The organism is Microbacterium lemovicicum (assembly GCF_003991875.1).
GTDB classification, from domain to species: domain Bacteria; phylum Actinomycetota; class Actinomycetes; order Actinomycetales; family Microbacteriaceae; genus Microbacterium; species Microbacterium lemovicicum.
The window spans coordinates 1335421-1352949 of record NZ_CP031423.1; the positions used below are offsets into that span (position 1 = coordinate 1335421).

A 17529-nucleotide genomic window follows, 5' to 3' on the forward strand; every position below is an offset into this window, starting at 1 on the left:
GGATGAGGCGAGGTAAGGCTAACCTAATCTCGTGACCCAGACCTCCGCAGCTCTCACCGTGCGCCCGGCCTACCGTCCGTACCTCCTCGACGTCGCCCGCGTGGACCGGCTGTCCCCGAGCTTCGTGCGGGTCACCCTCGTCGGCGACGAGCTGGAGCACTTCGGCACCGCCGGGCTCGACCAGCGCATCAAGGTCCTCTTCCCGCGCGCGGACGGCACGATCAGCGACGTCGGCCAGGACGACGAGGAGGCGGTCGCGGCGGCCCTCTGGTACGAGCGCTGGCGCGCTATCCCCACCGAGGACCGCAGCCCCTTCCGCACCTACACGGTGCGCGCCGTCCGCCCGAGCGCCCGTGAGCTCGACATCGAGTTCGTCGTCCACCACGACCCGGGTCCTGCGGGGGAGTGGGCGGCTCAGGCCGCCCCCGGCCAGCGGCTGCTCGTCGTCGGTCCCGACCAGCGCAGCCCGCATTCCGGCTCCGGCATCGACTGGCGCCCCGGTCCGGCGCGCCGTCTCCTGCTCGCCGGCGACGAGACCGCGGCGCCGGCGATCCAGTCGATCGTCGAGTCGCTCGGCGAGGGCTACGACGTCGACGCCTTCATCGAGGTGCCCGAGGCCGCCGACATCCGTCCGTGCGCGACGCCCCAGGGCGTGCGTCTGACGTGGCTGCCGCGGTCGGGCCGCGAGCACGGCGAGGCGCTGCGCGGCGCCGTCGAGGCGTGGTGCGGCTCGGCGGAGGGCGTGCTCCAGCGCGCCTCGTCGCCCCTGCCGCAGGAGCTCGACGACATCGACGTGGACCGCGACCTGCTGTGGGACAGCCCCGATCCCGCCGACGGGGAGTTCTACGCGTGGTTCGCCGGCGAGGCTGCGACCATCAAGGCGCTGCGACGCCAGCTGGTGCAGGGCTGCGGTGTGGATCGCCGACGCGTGGCGTTCATGGGCTATTGGCGCCGAGGCCAGGCAGAGCGCGTGGAATGATCCAGCGCGCCCGCACTCGTCGTGCGCGCGTGGTGTTCCTGGCCGCGGTCCTGGTCCTCCTGGTGATGATCGTCGCGAGCCTCGCCCTCGGCGCGCGCGCCATCGCCCCCGGTGTCATCGTGGATGCCTTCCTGCGACCCGATCCCGCCCTCGCCGACCACGTCGTCGTGCTCAGCCAGCGCGTGCCCCGCACCATCATCGGCGTCGTCGCCGGGGCGGCCCTCGCCCTCGCGGGCACCCTCATGCAGGGACTCACCCGCAACCCGCTCGCCGACCCCGGCCTCCTCGGGATCAACGCGGGCGCCTCGGTCGCCGTGCTCGTGGCGATCACCGTCCTCGGCATCACCAACCCCGGAGGCTTCGTCTGGTTCGCGTTCGGAGGTGCGGCCGTCGCCGCGGCGGCGGTCGCGGTGATCGGCTCGCGCGGACCCGACGGCGGCAACCCCGCCAAGCTCGCGCTGACAGGGGCGGCCGTCACCGCCGGACTCACCGCGGTGACGATGCTCGTGCTGACCACCTCCACCCTCGCCTTCGACACCTTCCGCTACTGGTCGGTCGGGGGGCTCACCTCCCGCGGCCTGGACGCCGTCGTCGCGGTGCTCCTCCCGCTCCTCGTCGGCGCGGTCATCGCGTTCTCCTCCGGCCGGGGGCTCGACCTCATCGCGCTCGGAGAGTCGACGGCGGCCGGCCTCGGCCACAACGTCGCCCGTACCCGCTCGCTCGGCATCGTCGCGACCGTGCTGCTGTGCGGCGGCGCCACCGCCATCGCGGGACCTATCGTCTTCCTGGGACTGCTCGTGCCGCACGCCCTGCGGGCCCTGGTGGGGGACGACTACCGGCGGCTGCTGCTGATCGGCGCGCCCGTCGGAGCGGCCGTGCTGCTGCTGGCCGACGTGATCGGACGCTTCATCGGCTCTCCCGGGGAGATCCAGGCCGGCGTCGTCGTGGCGTTCGTCGGCGCCCCCGTGCTGATCGCCCTCGTGCTGCGCAAGAAGCAGGTCGCGCTGTGAGCGCCCACGTGGCCGCGCGCCCCGACGCATCGCCGCAGCGGGCGGACCTCCCGGGCGCCACCGCCGCCGTGCGGCGCGCGGTGCGCCGGCGCGCACAGGTGGTGGTCGTCGCGGCCCTGGTGGCGCTGCTGGTCGTCTCGGGTCTCGCGCTCATGACGGGCGACTACCCCCTCGACATCGGCCAGGTCTGGCGCACGCTGCTGGGCGGCGGCGAGCGCGTCGAGCAGTACGTGGTGCTGCAGGTGCGCGCGCCGCGGCTGGCGATGGCGATCGTGGTGGGCGGATGCCTCGGCATCGCCGGCGCGCTCCTGCAGGGCCTTCTGCGCAACCCGCTGGCGAGCCCCGACCTCCTGGGCATCAGCGGGGGCAGCAGCGTCGCGGCGGTCTTCCTCACCGTGATCCTCGGCGTCTCCGGAGCGCCGCTCGCCATCGGCGCGTGCGCCGGCGGCATGATCGTCGCCGCGCTGCTCCTGCTGGCCGGCCGGCGCGGCGCGGACGGCGGCTACCGCCTGATCCTCGCGGGCATCGGCATCACGTTCCTGTGCGCCTCGGTGACGAGCTACCTGCTGGCCAGCGGCAAGGTGGAGCTCGCCCAGGCCGCCCTCATCTGGATCACCGGCACCCTGAGCGCGTCGTCGTGGGCGCAGGTGCTGATCGTGGCCGCCGTGCTCGTGGTGACCCTGCCCGCCGTCATCGCCGCGGCACGGTGGCTTCCGCTGACTCAGCTCGGCCCGCAGACTGCCGCCGGGCTCGGCGTGCGACCCGACCTCGTGCGCTGGGTGGTCGTCGTCGCGGCGGTCGTGCTCACCTCGGCCACCACCGCCTTCGCCGGGCCGATCGCCTTCGTCGCGCTGTGCGCCCCGGCGATCGCCCGGCCGCTGCTCGGTCACGGTGCGGTGGGCGTGGCGACGAGCGCGCTGCTGGGTGCCACGATGCTCGCCTCCGCCGACCTCGTCGCCCAGTTCGCCGTGCCGGGTCTCTCGTTCCCGGTCGGCATCGTCACGGGCGCGCTCGGCGCCGTCTTCCTCCTCTGCATCCTCGCCACCTCGAAGGGACGTCAGCTGTGAGCACCACCGTCACCGCGCCCCGCCTCGTCGCCCGCGGGCTCGACGCCGGCTACCCCGACCGCCGCGTCATCGAGGGGCTCGACCTCGAGATCGCCCCCGGGCGCATCACGATGATCATCGGCGCCAACGCGTGCGGCAAATCGACGCTCCTCGGCACACTCGCGCGGCTGCGCCCGCCCCTCGGCGGCCGCGTCGAGCTCGACGGCGTCGACGTCTCCACCCTGAACCGCCGCAGGTTCGCCCAGACGGTCGGTCTGCTGCCGCAGCATCCGACCGCCCCTGACGGGATCACCGTGGCGGAGCTCGTCTCCCGCGGCCGCTACCCCCACCGCGGTGTCTTCCAGCGCTGGGGCGCGGGAGACTCCGAGCGCGTGGACGACGCGATGGCCCGGACGGGCGTGGCGGAGCTGGCGGACCGCGCCGTCGGCGACCTGTCCGGCGGACAGCGCCAGCGCGTGTGGATCGCGATGGCCCTCGCCCAGGATCCGGAGATCCTCCTGCTGGACGAGCCGACGACCTTCCTCGACCTCAGCCACCAGATCGAGGTGCTCGACCTGCTGCGCACCCTCAACCGCGCCTCCGGCACGACGATCGTCGTCGTCCTGCACGACCTCAACCTCGCCGCCCGGTACGCCGACGACCTCGTCGTGATGTGCCAGGGGCGCGTGATCGCCCATGGCGCACCCACCGACGTGCTCACGACCGAGGTCGTTGCGCAGGCCTTCGGTCTGCAGGCGCTCGTCATGCCCGACCCCCTCACGGCGACTCCGCTCGTCGTGCCCGTCCCCGGCGGCGCCCACAGTGCCGCCGATCCCGTGTGAGAACGCGTCGCACCCGATGAAAGGAAACACAGCAATGTTCCGCCACACCAGGAAGGCCGTCGCCCTCGTGGGCGTCGCCGTCGCCGCCCTCGCTCTCGCCGGCTGCGCCGGACAGACCGGCGCCGCCGCCCCCTCCGCGTCCGATGCGGCGCAGACCGAGGGCTTCCCGCTGACCATCACGCACATGTACGGCCAGACGACGCTGGATGCCCCGCCGCAGCGCATCGCCACCTGGGGATGGGGTGCGACCGACGCGGTCCTCGCCCTCGGCATCCAGCCGGTCGCGATCCCGTCGGCCGAATACGGCGGAGGCGACGACCTCATCGTGCCGTGGGTGAAGACCGCGATCGACGAGGTCGGCGGCGAGGCGCCCGTGCTGCTGGACAACTCCACGTACGAGCTCTCCGTCGAGGAGTTGCTGGCCACGGACGCCGACGTGCTCATCGCGCCCTATTCCGGGCTCACGCAGGACGAGTACGACGCCGTGACCGCCGCGGGCATCCCGGTCATCGCACCCGAGAAGGCCCTGTGGTCGACGCCGTGGCGCGACGTCGTCACGATCACCGGCGAGGTGCTCGGCCGTGAGACCGACGCCGCGACGGTGCTGGACGGCATCGACAAGGAGGTGTCCGACGCCGCCGCGGCCAACCCGGAGTTCGCCGGCACGACCGTCGCGTTCGTCACCGCGACGCCGGACGAGGTCGACGTCTACCTGCCCGTCGACGCCCGCGTCGAGATCCTCGAGGATCTCGGGTTCGTCTCGGCGCCGTCGGTGACCGAGCTGGACACCGGCGCATCGACGTTCTACACCGCGATCAGCCCGGAGAACCTCGACAAGCTCGACGCCCAGGTGGTCTTCACCTTCGTGCAGTCCGAGGACGAGCTGCAGACCTTCCTGACGTCGGAGCGCACGCGCCTCATCCCCGCCATCGCGAAGGGCGCCGTGGGAGCCGTCGTCGGCACGGAGGACGCCTCGGCCGTCTCGCCGACGGCGCTGAGCCTGCCGTACATCCTCCCGAAGTTCGTGGAGCAGCTGCAGACCGCGACGGCGACCGCCAAGAGCTGACCCCGCCGTCCACGACGAAGCGCCCCGCCCGATCGCGAATCGGGCGGGGCGCTTCCGTCGTTGACGCGTGGTCGGGGCCATCGGCGCGGGGACGGATGCCGCGGGCCGCGGCATCCTTCAGCTGCGGCGGGAATCCACCCGGCGCACGAGCGCCCACGCGGCGGGGATGATCAGCGCGGCGAGGGCGGCCTTGATCAGGCCCGGGAGGATGAACGGTGCGACGCCCGCTTCGAGCACGGAGGAGACGGTGACCTCCGCGCCCAGGACGGTGCCGAGGATGACGGCGAGGTAGGGCACGCCGATCAGGAAGGGCACGACGCTGGCGGCGGCGAAGCCGACGAAGGCGAGCGCGGGGCGACGGTCCCACGTGCGCTCGGCGAACCAGCCCGCGAGGAAGGCGGCGGGGATGAACCCCACGATGAAGCCGAACGACGGCAGCAGGACGGCGGCGGGACCGGCGACGGCGCTGGAGAAGACCGGCGCTCCGGCGAGCCCGGCGAGCAGGTACGTCGTGAGCGCGGCGGCACCCCGGCGCGAGCCGAGGGCCGCGCCGACGACGATGACACCGAGCGTCTGACCCGTGAGGGGCACGGGGCCGATGAAGATCGACACCTTCGCGAGCAGGGCGACCAGGGCGACGCCCGACAGGACGAGCGCGGCATCCACGGCGAAGGCACGCGTGGCGGCACGGGGACGACCGACCAGATCGGCGAGGACGCGACGACCGGCGGGGGCTGCGAGCGATGACATGGGGTCCCTTCGTGGGGTGACGGCACCACGCGACGGGTGCGATGTGCATCAGCCTAGGACCCGGTGCGTGCACGACCGTCGACGCAGCGCGCCGCGCCGCACGCGGGGCCGCCCGGCGCCCTCGGAGGTTCGCGGAGCCCGGCGGCGGTAGACTCAGAGATCGGCCGATCGGTCGACCTCCTCACACCCCAAGAAACGGACGTTCGCTGTGCTCGCCGTGCACGACCTCGAGATCCGCGTGGGCGCCCGCGTGCTCATGTCCGACGTGTCGTTCCGCGTCAGCGACGGCGACAAGATCGGGCTCGTCGGCCGCAACGGCGCGGGCAAGACCACGCTGACCAAGGTGCTCGCCGGCGACCTCCTGCCCGCGGACGGCCGCGTGGACCGCTCCGGCGAGCTGGGCTACCTGCCCCAGGACCCCCGCAGCGGCGACCCGGAGATGCTCGCCCGCACGCGCATCCTCGACGCCCGCGGACTCGGCTCGCTCGCCCTCGGCATGCACGAGGCGTCGCTGCGGATGGGTGACGACGACGCGGATGTCGCGGCGAAGGCGATGCGCAAGTACAGCTCGCTCACCGAGCGGTTCGAGGCGCTGGGCGGCTACACGGCCGAGGCCGAGGCCGCCTCCATCGCGCACAACCTCTCCCTGCCCGACCGCATCCTCGAGCAGCCCCTCAGCACGCTCTCGGGCGGCCAGCGCCGGCGCATCGAGCTCGCCCGCATCCTGTTCTCCGACGCGCAGACGATGATCCTCGACGAGCCCACGAACCACCTCGACGCCGACAGCGTCGTGTGGCTCCGCGAGTTCCTCAAGAACTACAAGGGCGGGCTGATCGTGATCAGCCACGACGTCGAGCTCGTCGGCGAGACCGTGAACCGGGTGTTCTACCTCGACGGCAACCGTCAGGTCATCGACGTCTACAACATGAACTGGAAGAACTACCTGCGTCAGCGGGTGGCCGACGAGGAGCGACGCAAGAAGGAGCGCAGCAACGTCGAGAAGAAGGCCTCCGTGCTGCAGCAGCAGGCCGCGCGCTTCGGCGCGAAGGCCTCGAAGGCCGCTGCCGCGCACCAGATGGTCGCGCGCGCCGAGAAGATGCTCGCCGGACTCGACGACGTGCGCCAGGAGGAGCGGGTCGCCAAGCTGCGCTTCCCGAAGCCCGCGCCCTGCGGCAAGACGCCGCTCATGGCGTCGGGACTGTCGAAGTCGTACGGCTCCCTCGAGATCTTCACCGACGTCGACCTCGCCATCGACCGCGGGTCGAAGGTCGTGGTGCTCGGCCTCAACGGCGCCGGCAAGACCACCCTGCTGCGCATCCTCGCCGGCGTCGACGCACCCGACACCGGCCAGCTCGAGCCCGGTCACGGCCTGAAGGTCGGCTATTACGCGCAGGAGCACGAGAACCTCGACGTCGACCGCTCGGTGCTCGAGAACATGATGTCGGCCGCGCCCGACATCACCGCGACCGAGGCGCGCAAGGTGCTCGGCTCGTTCCTGTTCACGGGCGACGACGTGCTCAAGCCCGCCGGCGTGCTGTCGGGCGGCGAGAAGACACGACTGTCGCTCGCGACCCTCGTGGTCTCGTCGGCGAACATGCTGCTGCTCGACGAGCCCACCAACAACCTCGACCCGGCGTCGCGCGAGGAGATCCTCGGCGCGCTCGCCCACTACGAGGGAGCCGTCGTGCTGGTCTCGCACGACGAGGGCGCCGTCCAGGCGCTGAACCCGGAGCGCGTGCTGATCCTGCCCGACGGTGTCGAGGACATCTGGGGTCGCGACTACATCGACCTGATCAGCCTCGCCTGACCCCGCGCGCGGCTCACCCCACCGGGTGCGCCCGTCTCCGGCTCAGCGCTCGACGTGGTCGAGCAGGGCGTCCTCATCGACCATGTCGCGGTCGCGCTGCCGCCTGACGCCGCGGCGCATGCGATCCGCGGGGGATGCCGCGATCGCCGGTGCGCGGCCCTCCGCGCGCGCCCGCTCGGCCTCTTCAAGGTCTTCGCGACGGTGCTTGCGCTCGCTGCGGATGACGTACCCGATGAAGAAGAAGCCCATCAGGGCGAACAGGATCCACTGCACGGCGTACGACAGGTACGGGCCGGGGTCGTCCGACGGCGATTCGAGCGCCGCCGGTGCCGTCGCCGGCGCCGGATCCTCCGAGACCATCACGCCGAACGCGCTCTGCTCGAGGGGCTGCGCGTTCTGCGGATCGATCGCGTCGGCGACCAGGGGCAGGTTGATCGTCGGAACCTGGCCGTCCGGCGCCGTCTCGCGCCCGGAGCGGGGGAGTGACTCGCCCGGCCGGAGGCGGACGATGACGGTCGCCTCGCCGTCGGGCGGCGCGGGCACGGCGTCGGGCTCGGGCTGATCACGGCCCGGCGGCACCCAGCCGCGGTCGACGAGGAAGACGCGGCCGTCGTCGAGCTGGAACGGCACGAGCACCTCGAAGGCCGCCGTTCCGCCGTGCGGGCGGTTGCGGACGAGGAGCTGCTGGTCGGTGAGGTAGGTGCCCTGCAGGATGACGGGCGTCCACTCGTCCGCGGGCACCAGCTCGCCCCCCGCGGGGATGACGTCGGCCAGCGGGACGGGGATCGCGTCGTAGTTCTGCGCGACGAGCGCCAGCTGCTCGCTGCGCGAGGCGTTGCGGGAGAATTGCCAGTTGGACAGGAAGGCGCAGGCGATGGCGAAGACCACCGCGACGGCGACGTAGACGGTCCACCGCACGGCGGGAGGCGCGGACTGCCGGCTCATCGTTCCACCTCGGTCAGGACGTCCACCTCGACGGGGAACGAGCGGGCGGCGAGGAACTCGCGCAGGTAGCCCACGTGCTCGTCGCAGGCGACCCACACCTTGCGCCTGTCCTCCGTGTGGATGCGCGGATTGCGCCAGAGCACGCGCCAGACGGCGAGCTCCCGGCACCCCGCCCGCGAGCACTCCGTGTCGGGGAGGCCCTCGGTCATTCCCTCGGCTCGCGACCCGGGGAGGCCTGCGAGGACTCCTGGATGCGATAGACCGAGGAGGAGGTGCCCGTCTCGTGCAGGATGATCGGCGACGAGGGGGCGGTCGCGGCGGGGGCCGTCGGCGCGGAGACGCGGCTCGCCGGAGCCTCGAGCATCCGCTCGGGGTTCTCCGCGGGGGGCTCGGACACGTCCGATCCCGCGTTGGCGATCACGACCGCGATGTAGGGCAGGAACACCGCCGCGGCGGCGAACACCCAGGTGTACCAGCCGTACGGCGTGATGGCGGCCATGAGGATGAAGCACAGGATGCGGACGCCCATGGTGATGAGGTACCGGACCGACCGCGAGCTCACGTCGTCCTTGGGGGCACGAGGGAGCGAGGTCGCGGACTGGGCGTGCGCCGAACTCTTCACAGTGGTCCCAGACTACGCCGCGTGGGAGGCGGTGGATCCGTCTCACGGCACAGATCTGCGGCGCTCAGGCGCTGTAGCGCGAGCCGCTGCTCGCTCCGGCGGCGATGAGCGCGAAGAAGGCGATCACGCCGATCACGAACAGGCCGACGCCGACCCAGCCGACGATGATGCCGGCCAGTGCGAGGCCGCGGCCCTTCTCGCCGTTCTTCTTGATCTGGCCGAGCGAGATGTGCCCCATGATCGCGCCGGCGAGCCCGCCGAGGAACGGGATGATCCAGATGAATCCGACGATCGAGGCGATCAGCGAGACGATCGCGAGCACGTTCGTCTTGGGCTCGGTCGGGTAGGGCGTGTAGGAGGCGGGGTAGCCCTGCGCGGCACCGTAGGGCGCGGCGGCCGGGTAGCCGGAGGGCTGCTGCGCGTAACCGCCCTGACCGTATGCGGGCCCGGTCGGCGGGGCGTAGGACGGGGCCGACGACGTCGGCGCGCCGTAGCCGGCGGGCGCCTGCGGCGGCGTGCCGTAGGCGTCGCCGTAGGGGGCCGTCGGCTGATCGCCGTACGCGTCGCCGTACGAGGGCGCGCCGGAGGCGGGAGCGGCCGGCGGCTCGCCGTACGCGCGCTGCGCGTCGGCGTCGGTCGAGGAAGCCGACACGTCGTGCGCCGACGGGTCGTACGCGGGCGGAGCGGGCGGAGGAGGCACACTCCCCGATGCGGGCTGCTCGGCGCCGTTCTGGCCGGGTCCGCGGGTGGTGTCGTCGCTCATGGGTGCTGTCTCCTCTGCACGTGCAGCCGGCCCCGCGGTCACGGGGCGACCGTCCCAGCGTCCCAGCGCCCCCGCCGCGGTGTCAAACGGCCGCGCCGATAGGCTGGATCCGATCATCCGCCGACCTCCGGGAGCACCTCATGTCCAACGATCGCGTCGTCCTCGTCACCGGCGGGAATCGCGGCATCGGCCGTGCGATCGCCGAGCGCTTCGTGGCGGAGGGCTACAGCACGGCCGTCACCGCCCGCTCGGGAGAGGGCCCCGAGGGCACCCTGACGGTGCGCGCGGACGTCACGGACGCGGCATCCCTCGACGAGGCCTTCACCGAAGTCGAGAAGACCCTCGGCCCGGTCGAGATCGTCGTCGCCAACGCCGGCATCACGAAGGACACGCTGCTGCTGCGCATGTCGGAGGACGACTTCGACAGCGTCGTCTCGACGAACCTCGGCGGGGCGTTCCGCGTGGTCAAGCGTGCGTCGAAGGGCATGCTCCGCGCACGCTGGGGCCGCGTCATCCTCATCTCGAGCGTCGTCGGCCTGTACGGCTCGGCCGGTCAGATCAACTACGCGTCGTCCAAGAGCGGGCTGGTCGGCTTCGCCCGCTCGCTCACGCGCGAGCTCGGAGCCCGGGGCATCACGGCCAACGTCGTCGCACCCGGGTTCATCGAGACGGACATGACCGCCGCCCTCCCCGAGGACACGCAGGCCGAGTACAAGAAGAACATCCCGGCGGGGCGGTTCGCGACGCCCGACGAGGTCGCCGGCGTGGTCACCTGGCTGGCATCGGATGCCGCGGCCTACATCTCGGGCGCGGTGATCCCCGTGGACGGCGGCCTCGGGATGGGTCACTGACCCGAGCCGTCACGGCGGCGACGGCCTCGCCGCCGTCGTCAGGGCAGCAGGGGGATGACCTCGCGGAGGTCGACCGGCCCGACGACGAGATCGGCCCGGGCCCGGACGGCGGGCTTGGCGTTGAAGGCGAGCCCGAGGCCCGCGACGGCCATCATGCGCAGGTCGTTGGCGCCGTCGCCGATCGCGAGGGTGCGGCGCAGCGGCACGCCGGCCTCCGCCGCCCAGGTGGTCAGGGTGTCGGCCTTGGCCGCGGCATCCACGATCTCACCGTCGACCGTGCCGTCGAGGACGCCCTCCGGCGCGTTCAGGCGGTTGGCGCGCCACACGTCGACGCCCAGATCGGGGGCGACGGTGTCGAGGATCTCGTGGAAGCCGCCGCTCACGACGCCCACCCCGCCGCCGCGCCGGTGCACGGCCTCGATCAGCTCGCGCACCCCGGGCGTGGGCTCGATGCGGGCCAGGACCCGGGCGAACGCGGTCGTCGGCACGCCCTCGAGCGCCCGGACCCGGGAGCGCAGGCTCTCGGCGAAGTCGACCTCGCCGCGCATCGCGGCCTCGGTGGCGGCGGCCACCTCCGGCCCGCGGCCGGCCTCGTCGGCGATCAGCTCGATGACCTCGTTGCGGATCAGGGTGGAGTCGGCGTCGAGCACGACGAGGAAGCGGACGTCCGAGAGCACGACGTCCACGCTAGCGGCAGGCCGTCTCAGCCCTCGACGTGGACGTTCTTGCCGACGATCGTGATGCCGGAGTCGGTCACCGTGAAGCCGCGGGCGAGATCCCGCTCGCGGTCGACGCCGACCGTCGCACCGTCGGAGAGGGTGACGTTCTTGTCGAGGATCGCGCGGTGGATGCGCGCCCCCGACCCGACCTCCACGTGATCGAACAGCACCGAGTCGGTGATGGTCGATCCTCCGCCGGCGAGGGTCCACGCCCCGACCACGCTGCGCTCGAGGTGGGTGCCCGAGAGCACGGATCCGAGCGACACGATCGAGTCGATCGACGCGCCGATGCGGCCCACGGAGTCGCGGACGAACTTCGCCGGCGGCGAGTTCACCGACTGCGAGTGGATCGGCCACTCCATGTTGTAGAGGTTGAAGACGGGCAGGGTGGAGATCAGATCCATGTGGGCGTCGAAGAACGACTCGATCGTGCCCACGTCCCGCCAGTAGTCGCGGTCGCGGTCGGTGGAGCCCGGCACGTCGTTGCGCTTCATGTCGTACACGCCGGCCTCGCCGCGGTTCACGAAGTAGGGGATGATGTCGCCGCCCATGTCGTGGTTCGACGTCGGCAGCTCGCCGTCCGACTCGACGGCCTCGATGAGAGCGTCGGTGTCGAAGATGTAGTTGCCCATGGAGGCGAGCACTTCGCCGGGGGAGTCCGCCAGGCCGGTGGGGTTCTGCGGCTTCTCGAGGAACTCGTTGATCTTCGCGGGATCCTTCGCGTCGACGTCGATGACGCCGAACTGGTTCGCGAGCCCGATCGGCTGACGGATGCCGGCCACGGTCGCGCGGGCGCCCGAGGAGATGTGGGCGTCGAGCATCTGACGGAAGTCCATCCGGTAGACGTGATCGGCGCCGATCACCACGACGATGTCGGGCTTCTCGTCGTTGATGAGGTTGAGGCTCTGCAGGATGGCATCGGCGGAGCCGGAGAACCAGCGCTTGCCGAGCCGCTGCTGGGCGGGCACCGACGTCACGTACGAGGCCAGCAGCGGCGACATGCGCCACGTCTGCGAGACGTGGCGGTCGAGGCTGTGGGACTTGTACTGCGTCAGCACCACGATCTGCCGGAGGCCGGAGTTCACGAGGTTGGAGATCGCGAAGTCGATGAGCCGGTACTGGCCGCCGAACGGCACCGCCGGTTTGGCCCGGTCGGCCGTCAACGGCATGAGTCGCTTGCCCTCGCCACCGGCGAGGATGATTCCGAAGACCTTCGGCGTCGTAGGCATGGCACCACCCTAGGGCCGCGGTCGGCGCTGCGGGGAGCGTCTGGTCCCGTGAGTCTCGCGTGTACTAGCGTTCGTGCCATGCGCGTCGACATCGTGACCAAGGAGTACCCGCCGGAGATCTACGGCGGAGCGGGCGTCCACGCGACGGAGCTCGTCAAGGCGCTCCGCGAGAGCATCGAGGTGCAGGTGCGGGCGTTCGGCGCCCCGCGCGACGAGGCCGACACCACCGCCTACGCCGTTCCGGCCGAGCTGGCAGCCGCGAACGGTGCGCTGCAGACGCTCGGCACCGACCTGGAGATCGTCTCGGACGTCGCCGGAGCCGACGTCGTGCACAGCCACACCTGGTACGCCAACTTCGCCGGGCATCTCGCATCTCTGCTGCACGGCATCCCCCACGTCGTGACCGCGCACAGCCTCGAGCCGCTGCGACCGTGGAAGGCCGAGCAGCTGGGCGGCGGCTACGCCGTGTCGAGCTACATCGAGAAGACGGCCTACGAGCACGCCGCGGCGGTCGTCGCCGTCAGCGACGGCATGCGCCAGGACATCCTGCGCAGCTACCCCGCGCTCGACCCGGCCAAGGTGCGCGTGATCTACAACGGAATCGACGTGGAGGCGTGGCATCCGGTCGACGACCCCGACGTGCTCGCCCAGCTCGGCGTCGACGCGTCGCGGCCGTCGGTCGTGTTCGTGGGGCGCATCACCCGGCAGAAGGGCCTGCCGTACTTCCTCCGCGCGGCCGAGCTGCTGCCGCCGGAGGTGCAGGTCATCCTGTGCGCGGGCGCGCCCGACACCCCGCAGATCCTCGCGGAGGTGGAGGGCCTCGTCCGTGCGCTGCAGGAGACCCGCGACGGCGTGGTGTGGATCGACCGGATGCTGTCGCGGCACGAGCTGTGCACGGTGCTGAGCGCGGCGACGACGTTCGTGTGCCCCTCGGTGTACGAGCCGCTGGGCATCGTGAACCTCGAGGCGATGGCGTGCGGGGCGGCCGTGGTGGGGACGGCCACGGGCGGCATCCCCGAGGTCGTCGTCGAGGGGGTCACCGGGCGGCTGGTGCCGATCGAGCAGGTGCAGGACGGCACGGGCACGCCCGTGGATCCGGAGCGCTTCGTCGCCGACCTCGCCCGTGTGCTCACCGAGGTCGTCTCCGAGCCGGAGACGGCGCGCGCCTACGGCGAGGCGGGACGACGCCGCGCGGCGGAGGACTTCAGCTGGGCGGCCATCGCCCGCGAGACGGCCGCGCTCTACACGGAGGTCTCGGGCGCGTCGGCCTGACGCGGCGCGGATGGGCCCGAGCGGTGGGCGGTCCGACGGATAGGCTGGGCCCATGCCGCAGGTGCTCGAGTTCTCCGATGTCGTCGTCCGTCGCAACGCCAAGGACATCGTCTCGGGGCTGAACTGGAGCGTCTCGGGCGATCAGCGCTGGGTGATCCTCGGACCCAACGGCGCCGGCAAGACCACGGTGCTGCAGCTGGCGGACACGCTGCTGCACCCCACCTCGGGCGTCGTGTCCGTGCTGGGGGAGCGCCTCGGGCGCACCGACGTCTTCGAGCTGCGCCCGCGCATCGGCTTCGCCTCCTCCGCCATGGCCCGCCGCATCCCGCCCGAGGAGCGCGTCGTCGACGTCGTGCTCACCGCCGCCTATTCGGTGGTCGGCCGCTGGCGTGAGGACTACGACTCCATCGACGAGCGCCGTGCGCTGCGGGTGCTGGCGGAGTGGCGCCTCGACCACCTCGCCGACCGCGAATTCGGCACGCTCTCCGACGGCGAGCAGAAGCGCGTGCAGATCGCGCGCGCGGTGATGACAGATCCGGAGCTGCTGCTCCTGGACGAGCCCACGGCGAGCCTCGACCTCGGCGCCCGCGAGGAGCTGCTGATGCTCCTCGGCGGGTACGCGCAGTCGGAGACGACGCCGGCCATGGTGATGGTGACCCATCACGTCGAGGAGATCCCCGTGGGCTTCACCCACGTGCTCCTGCTCCGCGACGGCGCCGCAGTGGCGTCGGGCCCGCTGGCGGAGACGCTCACAGCCGAGAACCTGACCGCGACGTTCGGCATGCCGATCACGCTGACCGCGGCGGACGGCCGCTACGCCGCACGCGCCGCGGGCTGAGCCGCAGTTCACGAGCTCGCCCGGGGGCTGGTAGAATCGACGTTTGGTGCGCTCGCACCACAGACTTCCACCGTCCTGGCACAATCCAGGGCGCCATTCGAGGGAACACCATGAAGACTGACATCCACCCCGAGTACAAGGCGGTCGTGTTCCGCGACCTCGGCTCCGGAGAGACCTTCCTCACGCGCTCGACCGTGAGCAGCGACAAGACGATGGAGCTCGACGGCGTCGAGTACCCCGTCATCGACGTCGAGATCTCGTCCGCGTCGCACCCGTTCTACACGGGCAAGCAGCGCATCATGGACTCCGCCGGTCGCGTGGAGAAGTTCAACCAGCGCTTCAAGAACTTCGGCGGCTCGAGCAAGTAAGCCTCGTCGCCCGACAGAAACCCCCGGTTCGCCGGGGGCTTCTGTCGTACCCGGCGGGCGGGGCGCCTGTCACGGCTCGCGCCGGCCCGCGCTCTCGAGCCGGCGCACCGGATGCACGATCCGTCAGCGGATCGGCCAGCTGCCGTCGAGCCGCGCGGTGGCCTCGATGCGGCCGATGGAGACGAAGTACTCGGTGAGGCTCGCTGCCTGCGCCCGCGCCCAGCCGATCTGGCGCGTGTGCAGCTCGGCCGCCGTCGGCGGGAGCCACGGCGCGAAACGCTCGGCGAGCGCCTGAGCCAGTCGCCCCGCCGCGACCGCGTCGGCCGCGGCGTCGTGCGCGTCGTCGAGCCGCACCGCATAGTGCGCGGCGACCGCCGACAGGGTGCGCTTGCCGCGGCGGTAGCGGTCGTACGTCTTGTCGACCACGAGCGGATCGATGACCGGCGAGGGCGAGACGATCGGCTCGACGCCGTGACGCTGCGCCTCGTGCTTGAGGAGCGAGAAGTCGTACGGCGCGTTGTAGGCCACCACCGGGATGCCGGCGTCGAGCATCGCCCGGAGGGCCTCGGTCACCTCGGCGACGACCTCACGAGCCGGACGCCCGTCGGCGCGGGCACGGGCCGTCGTGATGCCGTGGATGGCGGCCGCGCCGTCGGGGATGGGTACGCCCGGATCGGCGAGCCAGTCCCGCGCCCGTACATGGGCGCCGGTGCCGTCGAGCAGCCCGACGTGGGCGGTCACGATGCGGTCGCGGGTGACATCGACGCCCGTCGTCTCGAGGTCGAAGACGCCGATCACGCGCGACCACTCCGGGCTCTCGAAGAGGGCGAGGGGCTCGGCGTGCCATCGGTCCATGCCGCTGAGAGTATGCGGCGCCGCCGACATCGGGGGAGCGGCGCACCGGCAGCGGGGCAGGGGAGGAGACGCTCCGAACGTAGACTCGCGGGATGCCCGTCGCCTCGCCCTACGCCCGGCTCCTGGAGCGCCTCCCCGTGCAACGGCACGAGACGACCGTGCTCGGCGCGACGACCGCGTACTGGGTCTACGGACCGGAGGATGCCGCGACCACCCTGCTCGCGGTGCACGGCTTCCGCGGGGAGCACCACGGTCTCGAGCCGGTCGTGGGACACCTCCCCGACCTGCGCATCATCTCGCCTGACCTGCCCGGCTTCGGCGAATCGGCCTCCCTGCCCGGACGCCCGCACGATCTGGCGGCGTACACGGAATGGCTGGCGGCCTTCGCCGCCGAGGTGGCTCCCGGTGCGCCCATCCTCGGCCACTCCTTCGGCTCCATCGTGACCGCTGCAGCTGTGGCCGGCGGCCTGCCGACGCCGAAGGTCGTGCTCGTCAACCCGATCGGCGCACCCGCGCTGGAGGGACCCCGCGGCATCCTGACCCGTCTCGCGATCTTCTACTACTGGGCGGGCGCCCGCCTGCCGAGGCCGCTGGGCGAGGCGGTGCTGCGCAACCGGGCCATCGTCCGGCTCACGAGCCTGGCCATGGTCAAGACGCGCGACCGCGCGCTCAGGCGCTTCATCCACGACCAGCACGACACGTACTTCTCGCGCTTCGCCGATCGCGACGTGCTGCACGAGGCGTTCGTCACCTCCGTCTCGCATGACGTCAGCGAGTTCGCCGCGCGCATCGCGCAGCCGACGCTGCTCATCGCGGCCGAGAAGGACGACATCACCTCCATCGAGGTGGAGCGGCGCCTCGCGACCGTGTTCCGCGATGCCGAGCTCGTCGAGATCCCCGAGGTCGGGCACCTCATCCACTACGAGACGCCGGCTCCGGCGGCGGAGGCCGTCAGGCGCTTTCTCGCGCCTTCCGCCGACGGTACGCGTTGACGTTCATGCGGTTGCCGCAGTTGCCGGTGTCGCAGTAGCGCTTCGAGCCGTTCTTCGAATAGTCGATGTAGACCGACTCGCAGTCGTCCGCCGAGCACACCCGCACGCGGTCGTACTCGTCGGCGCGGATGACGTCGACGAAGGCCATGGCGGCCTCCACGAGGATGCGCGTCGCCAGCGGCGCGTCGTCGTCGGTGGCGTGGATGTGCCAGTCGTACCCGTCGTGGATGACGAGGCGCGGGAGCGCGCGCCCGTCGCGGAGCATCTCGTTGACGAGCGGCACCGCGGCGTCGCGATCCACCTCCCACAGCTGCCGCAGGCGCTGACGGATGTCGCGCACCGCGTCGATCTCGGCCTGATCCTTGCGCATGACGCCGGTGTAGGGATTGACCTCGAGGTAGGCGCGCAGGTCGTCGGGCGTCTGCAGGGTGTCGGCGCCGTCGTAGCCGGGCAGCGTGTTGACCAGCACGACGGCGGCCGTGAGGGCCTGCTTCGTGTCATGGATGAAAACCATGTTGACTCCTGACTGACGGGGTCCTACTGTCACAAGTGTACGCACGTTCGCTCCTGACAGT

20 protein-coding genes are annotated in these 17529 nt (G+C 71.9%); 11 read left to right on the plus strand and 9 right to left on the minus strand.

Annotation, left to right across the window (positions count from 1 at the left end; genetic code table 11):
• Positions 1-31 precede the first annotated feature (31 nt).
• Genes CVS47_RS06200 through CVS47_RS06220 form a run of 5 tightly spaced genes read left to right on the plus strand, consistent with a single transcriptional unit; the run spans position 32 to position 4943 of the window.
• Complete coding sequence (locus CVS47_RS06200; RefSeq protein ID WP_127095318.1) at positions 32-979, plus strand: siderophore-interacting protein; 948 nt, start codon at positions 32-34, stop codon at positions 977-979.
• Positions 976-1989 (plus strand): FecCD family ABC transporter permease, encoded by a 1014-nt coding sequence (locus tag CVS47_RS06205; protein WP_127095319.1) that lies wholly within the window; start codon positions 976-978, stop codon positions 1987-1989. Before CVS47_RS06200 ends, CVS47_RS06205 begins: the two co-directional genes overlap by 4 nt.
• Positions 1986-3056, plus strand: coding sequence for a FecCD family ABC transporter permease (locus tag CVS47_RS06210; RefSeq protein ID WP_241240294.1), 1071 nt, complete (start codon positions 1986-1988; stop codon positions 3054-3056). The genes CVS47_RS06205 and CVS47_RS06210 overlap by 4 nt, the downstream gene beginning before the upstream one ends.
• Positions 3053-3877: an ABC transporter ATP-binding protein gene (locus CVS47_RS06215; RefSeq protein WP_127095320.1), complete on the plus strand. Its 825-nt coding sequence runs from the start codon at positions 3053-3055 to the stop codon at positions 3875-3877. Before CVS47_RS06210 ends, CVS47_RS06215 begins: the two co-directional genes overlap by 4 nt.
• 34 nt (positions 3878-3911) lie before the next feature.
• Positions 3912-4943, plus strand: a complete 1032-nt coding sequence (locus CVS47_RS06220) for an ABC transporter substrate-binding protein (RefSeq protein ID WP_127095321.1) — start codon at positions 3912-3914, stop codon at positions 4941-4943.
• Between the two features lie 117 nt (positions 4944-5060).
• Here the strand turns inward: CVS47_RS06220 and CVS47_RS06225 are convergent, their stop codons facing one another.
• Positions 5061-5693 carry a biotin transporter BioY gene (locus CVS47_RS06225; protein ID WP_127095322.1) on the minus strand — a complete coding sequence of 211 codons (633 nt, stop codon included), beginning with the start codon at positions 5691-5693 and terminating at the stop codon, positions 5061-5063.
• Positions 5694-5901: 208 nt separating this feature from the next.
• On the opposite strand from CVS47_RS06225, the gene CVS47_RS06230 reads away from it, so the two are divergent.
• Complete coding sequence (locus tag CVS47_RS06230) at positions 5902-7500, plus strand: ABC-F family ATP-binding cassette domain-containing protein (RefSeq protein ID WP_127095323.1); 1599 nt, start codon at positions 5902-5904, stop codon at positions 7498-7500.
• Between the two features lie 42 nt (positions 7501-7542).
• On the opposite strand, the gene CVS47_RS06235 is transcribed toward CVS47_RS06230, so the two are convergent.
• The 4 genes from CVS47_RS06235 to CVS47_RS06250 all read right to left on the minus strand — a co-directional run bounded on the left by CVS47_RS06235 (position 7543) and on the right by CVS47_RS06250 (position 9830).
• Positions 7543-8445 (minus strand): SURF1 family cytochrome oxidase biogenesis protein, encoded by a 903-nt coding sequence (locus CVS47_RS06235; RefSeq protein WP_127095324.1) that lies wholly within the window; start codon positions 8443-8445, stop codon positions 7543-7545.
• Complete coding sequence (locus tag CVS47_RS06240; protein WP_127095325.1) at positions 8442-8654, minus strand: hypothetical protein; 213 nt, start codon at positions 8652-8654, stop codon at positions 8442-8444. The genes CVS47_RS06235 and CVS47_RS06240 overlap by 4 nt, the downstream gene beginning before the upstream one ends.
• Positions 8651-9067 (minus strand): DUF3099 domain-containing protein, encoded by a 417-nt coding sequence (locus tag CVS47_RS06245; RefSeq protein WP_127095326.1) that lies wholly within the window; start codon positions 9065-9067, stop codon positions 8651-8653. Before CVS47_RS06245 ends, CVS47_RS06240 begins: the two co-directional genes overlap by 4 nt.
• A 64-nt stretch (positions 9068-9131) precedes the next feature.
• Positions 9132-9830 carry a DUF4190 domain-containing protein gene (locus CVS47_RS06250; RefSeq protein WP_127095327.1) on the minus strand — a complete coding sequence of 233 codons (699 nt, stop codon included), beginning with the start codon at positions 9828-9830 and terminating at the stop codon, positions 9132-9134.
• Positions 9831-9970: 140 nt separating this feature from the next.
• Here CVS47_RS06250 and CVS47_RS06255 point away from each other — a divergent pair, with 140 nt between their 5' ends.
• The gene (locus tag CVS47_RS06255) at positions 9971-10681 is read left to right on the plus strand and encodes a beta-ketoacyl-ACP reductase (RefSeq protein WP_127095328.1); all 711 of its coding nucleotides are present in this window, start codon (positions 9971-9973) and stop codon (positions 10679-10681) included.
• Positions 10682-10719: 38 nt separating this feature from the next.
• On the opposite strand, the gene serB is transcribed toward CVS47_RS06255, so the two are convergent.
• A complete protein-coding gene (gene serB, locus CVS47_RS06260; RefSeq protein ID WP_127095329.1) occupies positions 10720-11358 on the minus strand; it encodes a phosphoserine phosphatase SerB in 639 nt (212 codons plus the stop codon).
• Between the two features lie 26 nt (positions 11359-11384).
• Entirely contained in the window at positions 11385-12629 is a 1245-nt protein-coding gene (glgC, locus tag CVS47_RS06265; protein ID WP_127095330.1) for a glucose-1-phosphate adenylyltransferase, read from the minus strand.
• A gap of 78 nt (positions 12630-12707) precedes the next feature.
• Here glgC and glgA point away from each other — a divergent pair, with 78 nt between their 5' ends.
• From glgA to CVS47_RS06280, 3 genes are all read left to right on the plus strand, one after another.
• Positions 12708-13901 (plus strand): glycogen synthase, encoded by a 1194-nt coding sequence (glgA, locus tag CVS47_RS06270; RefSeq protein WP_127095331.1) that lies wholly within the window; start codon positions 12708-12710, stop codon positions 13899-13901.
• 52 nt (positions 13902-13953) lie between these two features.
• Positions 13954-14739 carry an ABC transporter ATP-binding protein gene (locus tag CVS47_RS06275; RefSeq protein WP_127095332.1) on the plus strand — a complete coding sequence of 262 codons (786 nt, stop codon included), beginning with the start codon at positions 13954-13956 and terminating at the stop codon, positions 14737-14739.
• A gap of 110 nt (positions 14740-14849) precedes the next feature.
• Positions 14850-15107 (plus strand): type B 50S ribosomal protein L31, encoded by a 258-nt coding sequence (locus CVS47_RS06280; protein WP_127095333.1) that lies wholly within the window; start codon positions 14850-14852, stop codon positions 15105-15107.
• Between the two features lie 123 nt (positions 15108-15230).
• Here the strand turns inward: CVS47_RS06280 and CVS47_RS06285 are convergent, their stop codons facing one another.
• Positions 15231-15962 (minus strand): exonuclease domain-containing protein, encoded by a 732-nt coding sequence (locus CVS47_RS06285; protein ID WP_241240295.1) that lies wholly within the window; start codon positions 15960-15962, stop codon positions 15231-15233.
• 92 nt (positions 15963-16054) lie between these two features.
• Here CVS47_RS06285 and CVS47_RS06290 point away from each other — a divergent pair, with 92 nt between their 5' ends.
• On the plus strand, positions 16055-16954 hold the full coding sequence (locus CVS47_RS06290; protein ID WP_127095335.1) for an alpha/beta fold hydrolase: 900 nt from the start codon (positions 16055-16057) through the stop codon (positions 16952-16954).
• Here the strand turns inward: CVS47_RS06290 and CVS47_RS06295 are convergent.
• Positions 16914-17468 (minus strand): CGNR zinc finger domain-containing protein, encoded by a 555-nt coding sequence (locus CVS47_RS06295; RefSeq protein ID WP_127095336.1) that lies wholly within the window; start codon positions 17466-17468, stop codon positions 16914-16916. The genes CVS47_RS06290 and CVS47_RS06295 overlap by 41 nt on opposite strands.
• Between the last annotated feature and the right edge of the window lie 61 nt (positions 17469-17529).